The organism is Allobosea sp. 05L423 (assembly GCF_056397745.1).
Genome location: NZ_JBFTOA010000006.1, coordinates 229,921 through 244,647 on the forward strand (window position 1 = coordinate 229,921; position 14,727 = coordinate 244,647).

At 68.0% G+C, this 14,727-nt stretch carries 14 protein-coding genes; 10 read left to right on the top strand and 4 right to left on the bottom strand.

Annotated elements, in window-relative coordinates; translation table 11 throughout:
• The first annotated feature begins 91 nt into the window (after positions 1-91).
• The 7 genes from AC1DNE_RS17155 to AC1DNE_RS17185 are packed head-to-tail and all read left to right on the top strand — an operon-like array spanning position 92 to position 8,544.
• On the top strand, positions 92-1,729 hold the full coding sequence (locus AC1DNE_RS17155) for a methyl-accepting chemotaxis protein (RefSeq protein WP_441471568.1): 1,638 nt from the start codon (positions 92-94) through the stop codon (positions 1,727-1,729).
• Positions 1,730-1,753: 24 nt separating this feature from the next.
• Positions 1,754-2,218 (top strand): chemotaxis protein CheW, encoded by a 465-nt coding sequence (locus AC1DNE_RS17160; RefSeq protein WP_441471569.1) that lies wholly within the window; start codon positions 1,754-1,756, stop codon positions 2,216-2,218.
• Positions 2,218-3,492, top strand: a complete 1,275-nt coding sequence (locus tag AC1DNE_RS17165; RefSeq protein ID WP_441471570.1) for a CheR family methyltransferase — start codon at positions 2,218-2,220, stop codon at positions 3,490-3,492. The genes AC1DNE_RS17160 and AC1DNE_RS17165 overlap by 1 nt, the downstream gene beginning before the upstream one ends.
• The gene (locus tag AC1DNE_RS17170) at positions 3,492-4,193 is read left to right on the top strand and encodes a chemotaxis protein CheW (protein WP_441471571.1); all 702 of its coding nucleotides are present in this window, start codon (positions 3,492-3,494) and stop codon (positions 4,191-4,193) included. The genes AC1DNE_RS17165 and AC1DNE_RS17170 overlap by 1 nt, the downstream gene beginning before the upstream one ends.
• A complete protein-coding gene (locus AC1DNE_RS17175; RefSeq protein WP_476766840.1) occupies positions 4,190-6,454 on the top strand; it encodes a response regulator in 2,265 nt (754 codons plus the stop codon). The genes AC1DNE_RS17170 and AC1DNE_RS17175 overlap by 4 nt, the downstream gene beginning before the upstream one ends.
• 28 nt (positions 6,455-6,482) lie before the next feature.
• Positions 6,483-7,505: a chemotaxis response regulator protein-glutamate methylesterase gene (cheB, locus tag AC1DNE_RS17180; protein ID WP_441471573.1), complete on the top strand. Its 1,023-nt coding sequence runs from the start codon at positions 6,483-6,485 to the stop codon at positions 7,503-7,505.
• A gap of 10 nt (positions 7,506-7,515) precedes the next feature.
• A complete protein-coding gene (locus AC1DNE_RS17185; RefSeq protein ID WP_441471574.1) occupies positions 7,516-8,544 on the top strand; it encodes a diguanylate cyclase in 1,029 nt (342 codons plus the stop codon).
• Positions 8,545-8,583: 39 nt separating this feature from the next.
• Here the strand turns inward: AC1DNE_RS17185 and AC1DNE_RS17190 are convergent, their stop codons facing one another.
• Entirely contained in the window at positions 8,584-9,288 is a 705-nt protein-coding gene (locus tag AC1DNE_RS17190; protein ID WP_441471575.1) for an SDR family oxidoreductase, read from the bottom strand.
• A 128-nt stretch (positions 9,289-9,416) separates the two neighbouring features.
• Here AC1DNE_RS17190 and AC1DNE_RS17195 point away from each other — a divergent pair, with 128 nt between their 5' ends.
• On the top strand, positions 9,417-10,310 hold the full coding sequence (locus tag AC1DNE_RS17195) for a LysR substrate-binding domain-containing protein (protein WP_441471576.1): 894 nt from the start codon (positions 9,417-9,419) through the stop codon (positions 10,308-10,310).
• Positions 10,311-10,410: 100 nt separating this feature from the next.
• Positions 10,411-11,574 (top strand): amidohydrolase, encoded by a 1,164-nt coding sequence (locus AC1DNE_RS17200; protein ID WP_441471577.1) that lies wholly within the window; start codon positions 10,411-10,413, stop codon positions 11,572-11,574.
• Positions 11,575-11,581: 7 nt separating this feature from the next.
• On the opposite strand, the gene AC1DNE_RS17205 is transcribed toward AC1DNE_RS17200, so the two are convergent.
• Together AC1DNE_RS17205 and AC1DNE_RS17210 are read right to left on the bottom strand one after the other, a co-directional pair.
• Positions 11,582-12,220 (bottom strand): Vgb family protein, encoded by a 639-nt coding sequence (locus AC1DNE_RS17205; protein WP_441471578.1) that lies wholly within the window; start codon positions 12,218-12,220, stop codon positions 11,582-11,584.
• A gap of 34 nt (positions 12,221-12,254) precedes the next feature.
• The gene (locus AC1DNE_RS17210; RefSeq protein WP_441471579.1) at positions 12,255-13,475 is read right to left on the bottom strand and encodes a helix-turn-helix domain-containing protein; all 1,221 of its coding nucleotides are present in this window, start codon (positions 13,473-13,475) and stop codon (positions 12,255-12,257) included.
• A 109-nt stretch (positions 13,476-13,584) separates the two neighbouring features.
• Here AC1DNE_RS17210 and AC1DNE_RS17215 point away from each other — a divergent pair, with 109 nt between their 5' ends.
• Complete coding sequence (locus AC1DNE_RS17215; protein ID WP_441471580.1) at positions 13,585-14,355, top strand: DUF899 domain-containing protein; 771 nt, start codon at positions 13,585-13,587, stop codon at positions 14,353-14,355.
• Between the two features lie 21 nt (positions 14,356-14,376).
• On the opposite strand, the gene AC1DNE_RS17220 is transcribed toward AC1DNE_RS17215, so the two are convergent.
• Positions 14,377-14,727, bottom strand: a 351-nt coding sequence (locus tag AC1DNE_RS17220; protein ID WP_476841129.1) for a DNA translocase FtsK, incomplete at its 5' end; no start/stop codon positions are given.

Sequence of the window (14,727 nt, forward strand, 5' to 3'; positions counted from 1 at the left end):
CCGCGCTAACGATGTTTCGGGGCGTTCCGTCCGCGCGTCCGCGCAAGCGCGATCGGGGAGCCCCAACTGCACCTCGATGAGAGATTGAATCATGAAGAGCCTGACGATACGCCGCCGTATCCTGCTCAGCTTCGCCGCAGTGATGGCCGTGATGTCTGCCATCGCGGCGCTCAGCTATGTCTGGTTCCTGCAGACCGAGCGCGAGGCGCTGACCGTCGAGACCAACACGGTGCCCGGTCTTTATTACAGCGCGCAGTTGACCACGGCCTGGACCGGAGCCCGCGGCCTCATCCGCGAATTCCAGCTTTCGGACACGGCGGCGGAAAGGACCCGCGCGAGCGATGCCATCCTCGCGAGCAGGGAGAAGGTGCGCTCCCTGCTGAAAGCGTATCAACCCACCATCGACTCCGACGAGGATCGCAAGAACTACGCCGAGGCGGTGCGGCTGTTCGAGCAATATGTGCCGATCGAGGACGCGATGCTCGCGGCCTCAAAGCTCGCGGCCACCAATGGGCAGGCGATCGATCAGAGCACGATGGTGAAGGACCAGATCGAGCCGCTCGCGGTGCGGCTCGGCAGCGCCTTCCAGAGCATGATGGAATTCAACAAGGCCGAGGCAGACGACTCGACCCGCAGCATCGTCCGCATCGTCCGCGCCGCCGAGTTCGGGTTGCTCGTCGCCTTCGTCGTCGCGCTGGGCCTCGCGATCCTCTGCGGCTACCTGCTGTTCAGGGCGATCACCATTCCGCTCGGCAGGTTGCTGGGCATCGTCGATGTGATGCGGCGGGGCGATTTCAGCGAAAGGCTCGAACTGGACCGGCGCGACGAGTTCAGCACGCTGGCGGATGGCGTCAACGCCATGGCCGACGACCTCGCCGGACTGATCGGCCAGATCCAGAAGTCGAGTATCCAGGTCAACACCTCGATCACCGAAGTCGCCGCGACATCGAAGGAGCAGCAGGCGACCGCCAGCGAGATCGCCGCGACCACGACGGAGATCGGCGCGACGTCCAAGGAAATTTCGGCGACGTCGAACGAGCTGGTGCGCACCATGGACGAGGTTTCGGCAGTGGCCGAGCAGACCGCCACGCTCGCCGGCGGCGGCCAGGCGGGCCTCGCGCGGATGGAAACCACGATGCAGCAGGTGATGGAAGCGGCCGGCGCGATCAACGCCAAGCTCGCGATCCTCAGCGAGAAGGCCGGCAACATCAATCAGGTCGTCACCACCATCACCAAGGTCGCCGACCAGACCAACCTGCTGTCGCTCAATGCGGCCATCGAGGCGGAGAAGGCCGGGCAGTACGGGCGCGGGTTCGCCGTCGTGGCGACCGAAATCCGCCGCCTCGCCGACCAGACCGCCGTCTCGACCTACGACATCGAGCAGATCGTCAAGGACATCCAGTCGGCCGTCGCCGCCGGCGTGATGGGCATGGACAAGTTCTCCGAGGAGGTCCGGCGCGGCATGCAGGATGTCCAGCAGGTCGGCGGACAGCTGTCGGAGATCATCGAACAGGTGCAGGGGCTGGTGCCGCGTTTCGAAGTGGCGAACGAAGGCATGCAGGCACAGGCGACCGGTGCGGGCCAGATCAGCGAGGCGCTGGCGCAGCTCAGCGAAGCCGCGCAGCAGACCGTCGAATCCCTGCAGCAATCCACTCTTGCGATCGACGAGCTGAACCAGGTGTCGAGCGGGCTGCGTGGCAGCATCTCGCGCTTCAAGCTGCGTGCGTGACGAAAACTGGTGCGGGAGCGACCGATGCTGTTCCTCATGTTCCAGCTCGGGCAGGATCGCTACGTGCTCGATACCGCGCAGGTCGAGGCCGTGCTGCCGCTGCTCGCCGTGAAGCAGATCCCGGCTGCCCCGGCCGGTGTCGCGGGCGCGATCAGCTACCGCGGCACACCCGTGCCGCTGATCGATCTCTCCCTCCTGGCGCTCGGCCGCCCGGCTGCGCCCGTGCTGAGCACCCGGATCATCCTGCTGCACTATCCGACCGAACAGGGAGAGCGTCGCCTCCTCGGGCTGATCGCCGAGCGGGCCATCGAGACCGTCGCACGCGATCCCGCCGATTTCGTCGCCTCCGGCATCGAGGCCGGGACGCCGGCCTATCTCGGACCGGTCGCGGCCGACGAGGGGGGCCTCATTCAGTGGATCAGGGCGGAAGGGCTGCTTTCACCGGAGATCCGCGACATCCTGTTCCGGCAGCTGACGGCAGAGCCGTGATGGAGAAGGGCGCGGCCACCGGCGACTTCGAGCGCATCCTTCAGGAGATGATCGGGCTGAGCATCGAGACAGTCGGCCCCTCCGTCGTCCGTCACGCCCTGGCGCGGCGCATGACGGCTAGCGGGCAGCCCGACCTCGACACCTATCGGCGCTACTTCGCCGAGAACGAGAGCGAGCGCCAGGAACTGGTCGACTGCGTCGTCGTGCCGGAGACCTGGTTCTTCCGGGACCGCGAGGCCTTCGTCGCGATGGCGCGAAAGGCGCGCGAGCTGCGACGCGAGGACCGCCCGCTCCGGCTGCTGAGCCTGCCCTGCTCGACGGGCGAAGAGCCCTACTCCATGGCAATGGCACTGTTCGATGCCGGCTTCGAGCCGAAGCACTTCGCGATCGACGCCATCGACGTCAGCAGCCGTAACCTCTTGCTGGCCGAGAGGGCGATCTACGGGCGGAACTCCTTCCGCGGCGGCGACCTCGCCTTCCGAGCGCGCTATTTCGAAGCGCTCGGCAGCGAATTCCGGCCCCATGAGATCGTGCGGCGGCAGGTTCGTTTTTCGCTCGGCAATGTCCTCGATCCTGCGCATGCGCCCGGGCGCGAAGTCTACGACATCATCTTCTGCCGCAACCTGCTGATCTATTTCGATCGCGAGACGCAGGCCGCCGCCCTTGCGGTGCTCCGTCAGGCCTTGACCGCGAATGGGTTGCTGCTCGTCGGCCCTGGGGAATCCGGCCTGCCCTCCCTCCATGGCTTCACGGGCGCACGACTGCCGCGTGCATTCGCCTTTACCAAGGCGGACGCTCCGCCGAGCATCCAGTCCAAGGCCCGCCCCGAGCCGGCGCTGCAAGCGCGTCGCAAACCGCCGGTTTCCGCACTCCCCAGTGTTGCCCCCCCGCCGAGGCATCGGCCCTTCGCGGCTCCGGCACAGACCGCATCGAAGGCCCCAACCGCGTCGCCCGACGGCGAGGCTGCGGGCCTTGCCGCCATCGAGAACGCCGCCAACGCCGGACGCCTGGCCGAAGCGCGAGTCGCAGCGGAGCGCCACATCGCCGCGTTCGGCCCGTCGGCTCAGGTCTTCTACCTGCTCGGCCTCGCCCAGGACGCCGACAACGCCGAGGAGGCCGCCGCGGGCAACTATCGCAAGGCTCTCTACCTCGCGCCGGACCACAGCCAGGCGCTGGCGCATCTCAAGCTGCTGCTGCAACGCCGCGGCGATGAGGCGGGCGCCAGGGCGCTGGCCAACCGGCTCGACCGGCTGACGAAGAGGAGCGGAACCTGATGTCCGTCGCAGTCGACATGACGCCGGAGCCCGCGAGCGGCATCGACGAATGCTGGCGAGAGATCGGTGTCCGGGGCGACCAGTCCTGTCCCCAGCTCGAGACGCATCTGCATTGCCGCAACTGTCCGACCCACGCGCAGATTGCCCGCCAACTGCTCGACAGGACGGTGCCGCAGGGTTACCGCGAGGAATGGACCCGCTTCTTCGCCAAACCGGCGAGCAAGGGCGCGAACCAGGACACGCTTGAGACCGTCCTGATCTTCAGGCTCGGGGCGGAGTGGCTCGCCCTGCCGGCCGCCGCCTGTCAGGAGATCGCCGAGCCGCGCCCGATCCATTCCCTGCCCCACCGCCGCAGCACCGCCGTTCGCGGCATCGTCAACGTTCGTGGCGAATTGCTCGTCTGCGTCGCCCTGTCCGAACTGCTTGGGATCGATGCCGACGCGGTGCCCCGGACGAGCGAGCGGATCACGGCCTTCCGCCGCCTCATTGTGGTCGGTGCGGAAGGCCCGCGCTCGGCCTTCGAGGTCGACGAGGTCCACGGGCTCCACAGCTTCGACCGGAACGAGCTGGGTACCGCCCCCGCCACCATCGGCAAGGCCGCCGCGAGCGCCGTCGCGGGCGTGATCGCCTGGAATGGCCGGGCGGTGGGCTGTCTCCATGACGAACGGCTGGCCGGGTTGATCGACCGGAGCATCGCATGAGCGGCGAGGATTTCAGCGAATTCTCCCTGCTCGAGCTGTTCCGCGCCGAGCTCTCCGCGCAGTCTCAGGCGCTGACGACCGGGCTTCTGGCGCTGGAGCGTGACCCGGTGGCGGCCACGCATCTGGAAGCCTGCATGCGGGCTGCGCATTCGCTCAAGGGCGCAGCGCGGATCATCGATCTGACCCCGGCCGTGCGGGTCGCCCATGAGATGGAGGAGTGCCTGGTCGCAGCGCAGCACGGAAAGCTGCGACTGAACCACGCCCATATCGATACCCTGCTCAAGGGCATCGATCTCCTGACAGCCCTGTCCTCCGACGAGGCCCCCGATGCGGCCGAAGCGGAGCGGCGGATCGACCGCTTCATTGGGGCGCTTCAGCAGGCTTCCAAGGGCGGTGTGCCGGAGGCCCCCGGGAGCGCCGAACCGGCACCCGAACAGAATACCGCCCCGCTCGCCGAAAGCAGCACGCTGGCGACTTCTGCCGAGGCGGGCCCGGCAGCCCCGTACGGCGACGGGCATGGCGGCCGCATGGTCCGGGTCACGGCGGAGAGCCTCAATCGCCTGCTCGGCCTTGCCGGCGAGTCGTTGATGGCATCCCGGCGTCTGCGGCCTTTCAACGATGGGCTTCTGAGGCTGCGGCGAGCGCAGGCCGAGCTCGCCCGGAGCGTCGACGCCCTCCACACCGCGTTGCCGGCAGCGACGACCGACCCGCATGCGCTGCAGGCGCTGGAGGCCGTGCAGATCAGGCTCCAGGCTAGCCAGGCGATCCTGAGCGAGCGACTGGACGAGTTCGACGCCGTCGACCGGCAGGCCACCGATCTGGCCAGCCGGCTCTACGACGAGACGCTGGCAAGCCGCATGCGGCCCTTCGACGACGGCGTCCGGCATTTCTCCCGCACTGTCCGGGACATCGGGCGGGCGCTCGGCAAGACGGCCCGGCTCGACATCGTCGGCGGCACGACGAGCATCGATCGCGATATTCTCGAGCAGCTCGACGCCCCGCTCGGCCACCTGCTGCGCAACGCGGTCGATCATGGACTCGAAACACCCGAGGAACGGCGCGCAGCCGGCAAGCCGGCCGAAGGCGTCATCCGCCTCGAAGCACGGCACCATGCCGGGCTCCTGCAGATCATCGTCTCGGATGACGGCCGCGGCATCGATCTCGATGCATTGCGGCAGGCAACGCTCGAGCGTGGCTTCACCACGGCCGAAACCGTGCATGATCTCAGCGAGGCGGAGCTGCTGGAATTTCTCTTCCTGCCCGGCTTCTCGATGAAACCGACGATCAGCGACATCTCAGGGCGCGGGGTCGGCCTCGACGCCGTCCAAGCGATGGTGCGCCAGACACGCGGACAGGTCGAGATCACCTCGCGGCTCGGCCAAGGCACCCGCTTTCAGCTGCAACTGCCGCTGACGCTGTCGGTCATCCGGGCCTTGCTCGTCGAGATCGCCGGGGAGCCGTACGCCCTCCCCCTTGCCGCGATCACGCGGGCGCTGCGACTGCCGCTGGAAAGGATCGCCTCGCTTGAAGGCAGACCGCATTTCCAATTCGACGACCGGCAGGTCGGGCTCGTCACCGCGCATGAGGTTCTCGGTCACGGCGAGCCCAGCTCGGCCGGGGCCGAACTCGCGGCCGTCGTCGTCGGCCAGGGCAACGACGTCTATGCCATGATTGTCGATCGTTTCCTCGGCGAGCACGAACTCGTGGTGCGTCCGCTCGATCCACGGCTGGCCAAGGTCAAGGACGTGAGCGCCGCCGCCCTGATGGAGGATGGTTCCCCCGTGCTGATTCTCGACGTCGAGGATCTGATCCGCTCGATGGAGAAGCTGGTCTCGAGCGGTCGCCTGAAGCCGCTGGAGCACCGGGCGGAACGCGCCACGCAGAAGCGGCGCAAGCGCATCCTCGTCGTCGACGATTCGCTCACCGTGCGCGAGCTGGAGCGGAAGCTGCTTTCCCATCGCGGCTTCGAGGTCGAGGTCGCGGTCGACGGGATGGATGGCTGGAATGCCGTCCGGTCGGGCTCGTTCGACCTCGTCGTGACCGATATCGACATGCCCCGCATGGATGGAATCGAGCTCGTGACCCTGCTCAAGAAGGACAACGGCCTGCGGAACATCCCGGTGATGATCGTCTCCTACAAGGATCGCGAGGAGGACCGGCGCCGTGGCCTCGATGCCGGCGCCGATTACTATTTGACCAAGAGCAGCTTCCACGACGAGACTTTGCTCCACGCCGTCGAAGATCTCATCGGCGAGCCATGAGGTTGAGCGCCCCGATGAAGGATCTCCCATGAGAGTCGGCCTGGTCAACGATCTGCCGATGGCCGTCGAAGTCCTGCGGCGGATCGTGACCTCGACCGCCGAGCACAAGGTCGCCTGGGTCGCCATCGACGGATCGGAGGCCGTGGAGGCCACCCGGCGCGACCGCCCCGATCTCATCCTGATGGACCTGAACATGCCGGTCATGGACGGCGTCGAAGCCACCCGGCGGATCATGGCCGAGACCCCCTGCCCGATCCTGCTCGTCACCGCCAGCGTGGATGCCAATGTCTCCGGCGTCTACGATGCGATGGGCTACGGCGCGCTCGACGCCGTCGACATCCCCGTCGTCGGCGCGAATGGCGCCGCCTCCGCCTCGGGCGGCGCGCTACTGGCGCGCATGGCGGCGGTCGCCCGCCTCGCCGGCGACATGCCGCAAACGGCACCCAGACCCCGCCCGCCAGCTCCGCGCAGCACCTCGACGCGGCAGCTCGTCGCCATCGGAGCCTCCGCCGGCGGCCCCGCCGCCGTCGCCGCTCTGCTCACCGGGCTGCCGCGGGGCTTTTCGCCGGCCATCGTCCTCGTCCAGCATCTCGACGCGCAATTCGTGCCGGGTTTCGCAAGCTGGCTCGAACAGCAGAGCGGGATCAGGACGCGCCCTGCCCTGGAAGGCGACCGGCCAGTGCCTGGCAGCGTGCTGATCGCGGCAAGCGGCGACCATCTCGTCTTCACGTCGGCGGACGAGCTCGGCTATCGGGCGGAGCCGCGCGACTATGCCTACCGCCCCTCGGTCGATGCCTTCTTCGAGAGTGTCGCACAGCAATGGCGCGGCAGCGCGGTCGGCGTGCTGCTCACCGGCATGGGGCGGGACGGCGCGCGCGGATTGAAGCTCCTGCGCGACAAGCACCATTTGACAATCGCGCAGGATCAAGCGACCAGCGCCGTCTACGGCATGCCCAAGGCAGCTGCGGCCATCGGCGCCGCCTCGGAAATTCTGCCCCTGACCGCGATCGCGCCGCGCCTCGTCGAGGTCTGTGGCAAGCCGGCTCTCTAAAAGGTCCATCATGGCAGGCGAACCAAACCGATCCGCACCCGAGGCCCCCCTCCCCGCCGACAATTATCTGGCGATGGTGCTGCTCGTGGACGATCAGGTCATGGTCTGCGAGGCCGTCCGGCGGGCGCTGACGCATCATGACGACGTGGACTTCCACTACTGCACCGACCCGCTGGAAGCGATCGAGGTCGCCCAGCGCGTCAAGCCGACCGTCATCCTGCAGGATCTGGTGATGCCCGGCGTGGATGGGCTCGATCTGGTGCGGCGCTATCGCAAGCACCCTGCGCTCCACAGCGTGCCGGTCATCGTGCTCTCGACCAAGGAAGATCCGGCTATCAAGAGCGAGGCCTTCCAGGCCGGCGCCAACGACTATCTGGTGAAACTGCCGGACACGATCGAGCTGATCGCGCGCATCCGCTACCACACCCGGGCCTATATCGATCACCTCCAGCGCGACGAAGCATACCGCGCGCTGCGCGAGAGCCAGCGCGAGCTCATGCGCGCCAATCTCGAGCTTGAGCGCCTGACACGGATCGACGGGCTGACCGGGCTCGGCAACCGCCGCTATTTCGACGAGTATCTCGCTGCGGAGTGGAAACGCGGCGTTCGGACCGGCAGCCCGCTCTCGGTGCTGATGATCGATGTCGATCACTTCAAGCGCTACAACGACGCCTATGGCCATCTCGCCGGCGACGACGTGCTGAAACAGGTGGCGGGCGTGATCCAGAACGGCGCTTGTCGCGCGACCGATCTCGCCGCCCGTTTCGGCGGCGAGGAGTTCGTCGTGATCCTGACCGATGTGTCGGCCGAAGGCGCCGCCCATGTAGCGGAGGGCATGGTCCAGGGCGTGCGCGACCTGAACATCCCTCATGGCGCGGGGCGAGTGACGATCAGCGTCGGCGTGGCGACCGCCTGGCCGAACGGCGAAGCTGGCCCGGGCGGCCTCGTCAACGCAGCCGATCTCGCACTGTTTCGCGCGAAGAACGGCGGGCGGGACCGTGCGGTGTTCCCGGAGGCCACGCCAGCCGATGGCGGCTAGCTGACGCAGCCCCGGTATCGGGTTTGCAACCGCTTGGTCTCAGATCGACCGGGTGATGCCGCCGTCGACGCGCAGGTTCTGGCCGGTGATGTAGCCGGCATCCGGCGAGACCAGGAAGGCGATGGTGCCGGCGATCTCGGCGCTCGTCCCGTAGCGCCGCATCGGCACGCCCTGGCGCCGCTCCTCCGTCGCAGGCAGGCTGTCTATCCAGCCCGGCAGCACGTTGTTCATGCGGACGTTGTCGGCCGCATAAGTGTCGACGAATATCTTGGTGAAGGACGCCAGCCCGGCCCGGAATACGGCCGAGGTCGGGAACATCGCGCTCGGCTCGAAAGCCCAAGCCGTCGAGATGTTGACGATCGCACCGGCCTTCTGTGCCTGCATGATCGGCGCCACCAGCCGCACCGGGCGGATGACATTCATCAGATAGACGTCGAGCCCGCGATGCCAGTCCTCGTCGGTGATCTCGAGGATCGGAGCACGCGGCCCGTGGCCGGCACTGTTGACGAGAGCGTCGATGCGCCCCCAGCGCTCCATCGCGAGATCGACGAGCCGGCGCAGATCGTCGTTCGACTGGTTGGAGCCGGTCACGCCGATCCCCCCAAGTTCCTGCGCCAGCGCTTCGCCCTTGCCGGACGAAGACAGGATCGCGACCCGGAAGCCGTCCGCCGCCAGACGTTTCGCCGCGGCGGCGCCCATGCCGCTGCCGCCTGCGGTGACGAGAGCCACTTTTTCTGTCGCCATGCTTGTCTCCATCGCCACTGCGCCGCACTATCGGGCGGCGCACTCCAGGGCTAAACGACTTTCCTATCACTCCCAACCCGGCCTGACGAACCAGTTTCACTCGCATCGGCCTGTAGAAAAACTATCGCATGACCGGCCGCGTCCATCGCCTGCCCTCGCTCAACGGCCTGCGCGTCTTCGAGGTCGCCTCACGCCACCTCAACTTCCGCCTGGCTGCAGAGGAACTGGGCGTAACCCAAGGCGCCGTCGCCCAGCAGATCCGTCAGCTCGAAACGGAGCTCGGCCTCAAGCTCTTCGAGCGGCTGCCGCGGACGCTTGCGCCCACGGAGGCCGGGCGCAGCTACGTCGGCTCCGTCCGCCGGGCCTTCGAGCTGATCTCGGACGCAACCGCGGAACTCAGGCCCGCACCGTTGCATCTGACCATCAGCGTGACGCCGAGCTTCGCCTCGCGCTGGCTCATCCCGCGCCTGCCGGATTTCACCGCCGCCCATCCCGGCATCGATCTGCGCATCGTCGCCACCGACCGCCTCTCCGATTTCCGAACGGATGCGGTCGATCTGGCCATCCGGCTCGGGCGGCCGCCCTTCGGAGCGGGGCTCAACGCCGAGCTGCTCTACGAACAGAGGATCATCGCGGTCGGCAGCCCGCTCCTGCTGGAGAAGCTCGGCGATCCCGCAGAGCCGAGCACCTTCGCGCGCTACCCGTTGCTGCACGACGGTCATGATTTCTGGCCGGCGTTTCTGGAGGCCGTTTTCCCCGGCGCCGCGCCGAAGCCAGTCCAGAACATCCGCTTCAACCAGACAGCGCTCGCGCTCGACGCCGCCATCGCCGGCCAGGGCCTGGCGCTGACGAGCCGCTTCCTCGTCGATGACGATCTCGCGCGCGGACGGCTCGTCTCACTCTTCGGCGCCGAGCTGCCGATCGAGGCCGGCTTCTACATCCTGTCGCCGCGCCGCGCCCGGCACCCGGAGCCGGTCGCAGCCGTGCGCAGCTGGTTGACCGAGGCCGCCGGAGCACGCTGACGGAGGCGCAACAAACTTGCATCCCGCGTGCCGGATTGCAGCGCCTCTTTCGCGCCGCCTGCCCTATCCATATGGCCGACAGACCAGCGGGGCCGCGACCATGCCTGAACTCGATCTTGATGCACTCCAGGCCGAGATGACGTCATGGCGGCGGCATCTGCATGCCCATCCCGAATTCGGCTTCGAGGAGGCGGGGACGGCCGCGTTCGTCGCCGCGAAGCTGCGCGAGTTCGGGCTCGACGAGGTGGTCGAAGGCGTAGGCGGCACCGGCGTCGTCGGTACGCTGAAACGCGGCAGCGGCAACCGCGCGGTCGCGCTGCGTGCCGACATGGATGCACTGCGCATCAACGAGCAGGGCGATCACCCGTATCGTTCGCAGACGCCCGGCGTGATGCATGCCTGCGGCCATGACGGGCACACGACGATGCTGCTCGGCGCGGCCAAGCTGCTCGCAGCCGAAGGCGGCTTCGACGGTACGGTGCGCTTCCTGTTCCAGCCGGCGGAAGAATGGGGCAAGGGCGCGCTCGCCATGATCGCCGACGGCCTGATGGAGCGCTTCCCCTTCGACGAGGTCCACGGCCTGCACAACATGCCGGGCCTCGCCATCGGGCAGTTCCAGACCCGCGTCGGGCCGTTCATGTCGGCGGAGGACAATTTCGAGATCGTGCTGAAGGGCGTGGGCGGGCACGCCGCAAGGCCGCATTCCGGCAACGAGGTTCTGGTCGCGGCCTGCGCGCTCGTCACCAGCCTGCAGACCATCGTCTCGCGGCGTCTGAGCCCGGCGGATATCGCCGTGGTCTCGGTGACGGAGCTGCTCACCGACGGCACCCGCAATGTCCTGCCTGGCACCGCGCGCATCCTCGGCGACGCCCGCAGTTTCCGCCCCGAGGTCAGCGCCGAGATCGAGCGGCAGATGGGGATCATCGCGCAGGGCACGGCACAGAGCTACAATCTCAGCGCCGAGCTGCACTACACCCGCGAATTCGTGCCGCTGGTGAACGACGAGACGATGGTTCAGGAGGCCTTCGCAGCTGCGCGCACGGTGTTCGACGATGGCAACGTCTCCGTCGCGCGCGAGCCGATGACCGGGTCGGAAGATTTCGCCCGCTTCCTCGATCATGTGCCGGGTTGCTTCGCCTATGTCGGGAACGGCGAGGATTCCGCGCCGCTGCACAATCCTCGCTACGACTTCGACGATGGCGGGCTGATCCATGGCGCGCGCTATCACGCCGCCATCGCGCGCCGCAGGCTCCCTCCCGGCTGAGGAGGTCTCAATTCCGCTTCGGCCGGCGGACGGCACGAACCGTGCCCTTCCCGGGCGCACCGCAGAAGAAGAGGTCGTCGCCGTTCGACTCCATGCCCGACACGCCCTCGCCCGCAGGCATGGCGAGGCTGTCCAGCACCTCGCCCGTCGCCGGGTCGATCCGGCGCAGCTCGCTCTCCTCGCCTTCCCAGGTTCCGTGCCAGAGCTCGCCGTCGACCCAGGTGACACCGGTGACGAAACGGTTGGATTCGATGGTGCGCAGCGTCTTGCCGGTCTCCGGGTCGATCTGGTGGATCTTGCGATCCCGGTACTGGCCGACCCAGAGCGCGCCCTCGGCCCAGGCCAGGCCTGAATCACCGCCGCCGCCGGGCGCCGGGATCGTCGAAAGCACGGTTCCCGTGCGCGGATCGATCTTCTGGATGCGATCCTCGGCGATCTGGAACAGGTGACGGCCGTCGAAGGCCGTTCCGGCATGGGCGGACACGTCGAGTGCGCGCTCCACCTTCCCGCTCGCGGGATCGAGGGCATTCAACCGGTCGCCGGAGGCGAACCAGACGCGCTCGCCATCGAAGCTCACGCCATGGACCTTGTCGACGCCCGGAAACGGGCCGTATTCGCGGATGATCTCTGCCTTGGATACCGTCATGGTTCTGCTCCAGAAGGATGTTGACGGTTCGACCCTAGCCACCGCGCCAGGGCGCCGTGAGTAACAAGCTCGTCGCGAAACCGGGGATGGCCGGCATCGTCCAGCGCCGTGCCCGCGCCTGCCCGTAGGACTGCACCTTGCCGGCCGAAGCCAGCTCTTCGAGCGCGCGCTGGACATTGCGCTGGCTGGCACCGAGAGCCAGTGCGAGTGCCGAACTCGACCAGCTCTCGCCATCTGCGAGAAAGGCGAGCACCGCCGCGTGCTTCTCCTCGACGGGGCGCGCCAATACGACCACCTCGGCGGCACGGTGCGGCGTCATCGCAAAGCCGTCCCGCGTGGCAGCCAGCCTTGCGATGGGCCGCAGCGCCGCGCGCAACCGCCCGATCTCGACGCGCAGCCGGGCGCGATGCGATTCATCCGCGAACCGGGACCCGAAGGCCCGTGCGATCAGCACCTCGCGCGACGCATCGGAGGGCCAGGCCTGCGCGAGCGCTCGCGCCAGGGCGAAGAGCACTGGGCGCGTCGCCAGAGAGACCGCGGCCCGAGCGTCGCGCACCACATATCGGCAGGCATCGACGACGAATGCGGCCGAGCCTTGCAGAGCTTCGATGTCGTCGAGGAGCAGGATACGTTCCGCTCCTCCTGCGATCAGCCGCGCCGCCGGCGCCTCCAAGGCGGCAAACGCGCCGTCCACCTCGGCCGCCAGGGCGGCAATGCCGCCACGCCGTGCCGCGTCGCGCGCGGTGCTGAGAGCTTCCCGCGCTGCGCTGGCGCGCAGCCTGCGCAGGGCGATGCCTGCGGCCGCGAGGCCGTGCACGGCCTGGAGCGCCGGCGGCAGCAGCGCGGAGTCCATCTCCGCCAGCGCCTGCTCCGCCGCGTCGAGCCGACCGATCAGCACGAGGTGGCGGATATCGAGATAGCGTGCATGGGCAGCATTGACGCGGTCGCCATGGGTCTCAAGCACCGCCGCCGCTCCCGAAAGTCGCCGCGGCTGCCAAACGAGATCGCGCGAGGCCAGGGCGATCTCGGCCTCCGCGACCACGCAGCGGGCCCGCGCGACAACCTCGCGCGGGCCGAAGCCCCGCGCGGCGCGGCGCAGCAGAAGCTTGGCCCGCGGAAAATCGCCGAGCTGCGCCATGGCGATGCCGCGCAGGGCCAGCGCAGGCGGGTCTTCGCGCAGGGCGACGCGGTTCAGGGCGCCCAGCGGGTCGCCCGAGGCAAGGGCCCGCGCCGCGGCGGTGATCAGCGAGTCCATGCGAATCCCGCCAAACTTGTCACTCCCTTCCCGCGTTCTCTCCGCAGTAGCACCGATCAGCGCGCCGCAGCGAGCGGCGCGGGACATCCGGCGACAGGAGCGAAGCGCGATGACAACACATCGTATCGGAACGCGCGAGGAATGGCTGGCGGCACGGATCGCTCTGCTTGAGGCGGAGAAGGCGTATACGCGCCAAGGCGACGCGCTGGCGCAGCGGCGACAGGCCCTGCCCTGGGTCAGGATCGACCGGGATTATAGGTTCGAGACCGACCAAGGCGAGGCGTCGCTAGCCGACCTCTTCCGTGGGCGCTCGCAGCTTCTCGTCTACCATTTCATGTTCGGCCCGGACTATGAGGCGGGCTGCCCGTCCTGCTCGGCGATCGCGGACGGGTTCAACGGCTGTGCGACGCATCTCGCCCATCACGACGTGATGCTCTGGGCCGTGTCGCGGGCGCCGCTTGCCAAGCTCCTCGCCTTCCGCGAGCGGATGGGCTGGAGCTTCCCCTGGGCCTCGTCAGGCGACAGCGACTTCAATTTCGACTTCAACGTCTCTTTCACCGAGGAGCAGGAGCGCACCACGGGAATCGACTACAACTTTCGGCACCAGCCGAAATTCGAGCGGCGTTCGGGCGGCAACGCTGTCGAGCGTAGCTTCGCTGAGATGGCTGGCACCGATGTCCCGACCTATCATCGCGAGCGCCCTGGGATGAGCGCCTTCATCCGCGAGGATGGCGCGATCTACCATACCTACTCCGCCTATTCGCGCGGCGTGGACGGCATCTGGGCGATGTATGCCTGGCTCGACCGCGCCCCGAAGGGCCGTAACGAGGAGAACGGGCCGTGGTGGCGTCACCACGACCGCTACGAGACCGCTTCGTAAGCGCTGGTCGGCGCTGCCGGGTCACTCTTCCTCGTCGCGCGGCGGGCGCGCGCCATCAACCAGGATCTCGCGCTTTCCGGCGTGGTTTGCGGGACCGACGATGCCCTCGTTCTCCATGCGCTCCATGATGGAGGCGGCGCGGTTGTAGCCGATCTGGAGGCGGCGCTGGATGTAGGAGGTCGAGGCCTTCTTGTCGCGCAGTACGACGGCGACCGCCTGCTCATACGGGTCGTCGCTGTCGACCGAACCCATGCCGGTCTTGTCGAACACGGCGCCGTCCTCGTCCTCTGCGCCTTCCTCCTCCTCGGAGGTGACGGCGTCGAGATATTGCGGCCGGCCTTGCGTCTTGAGATGCGCGACGACCTTCTCGAC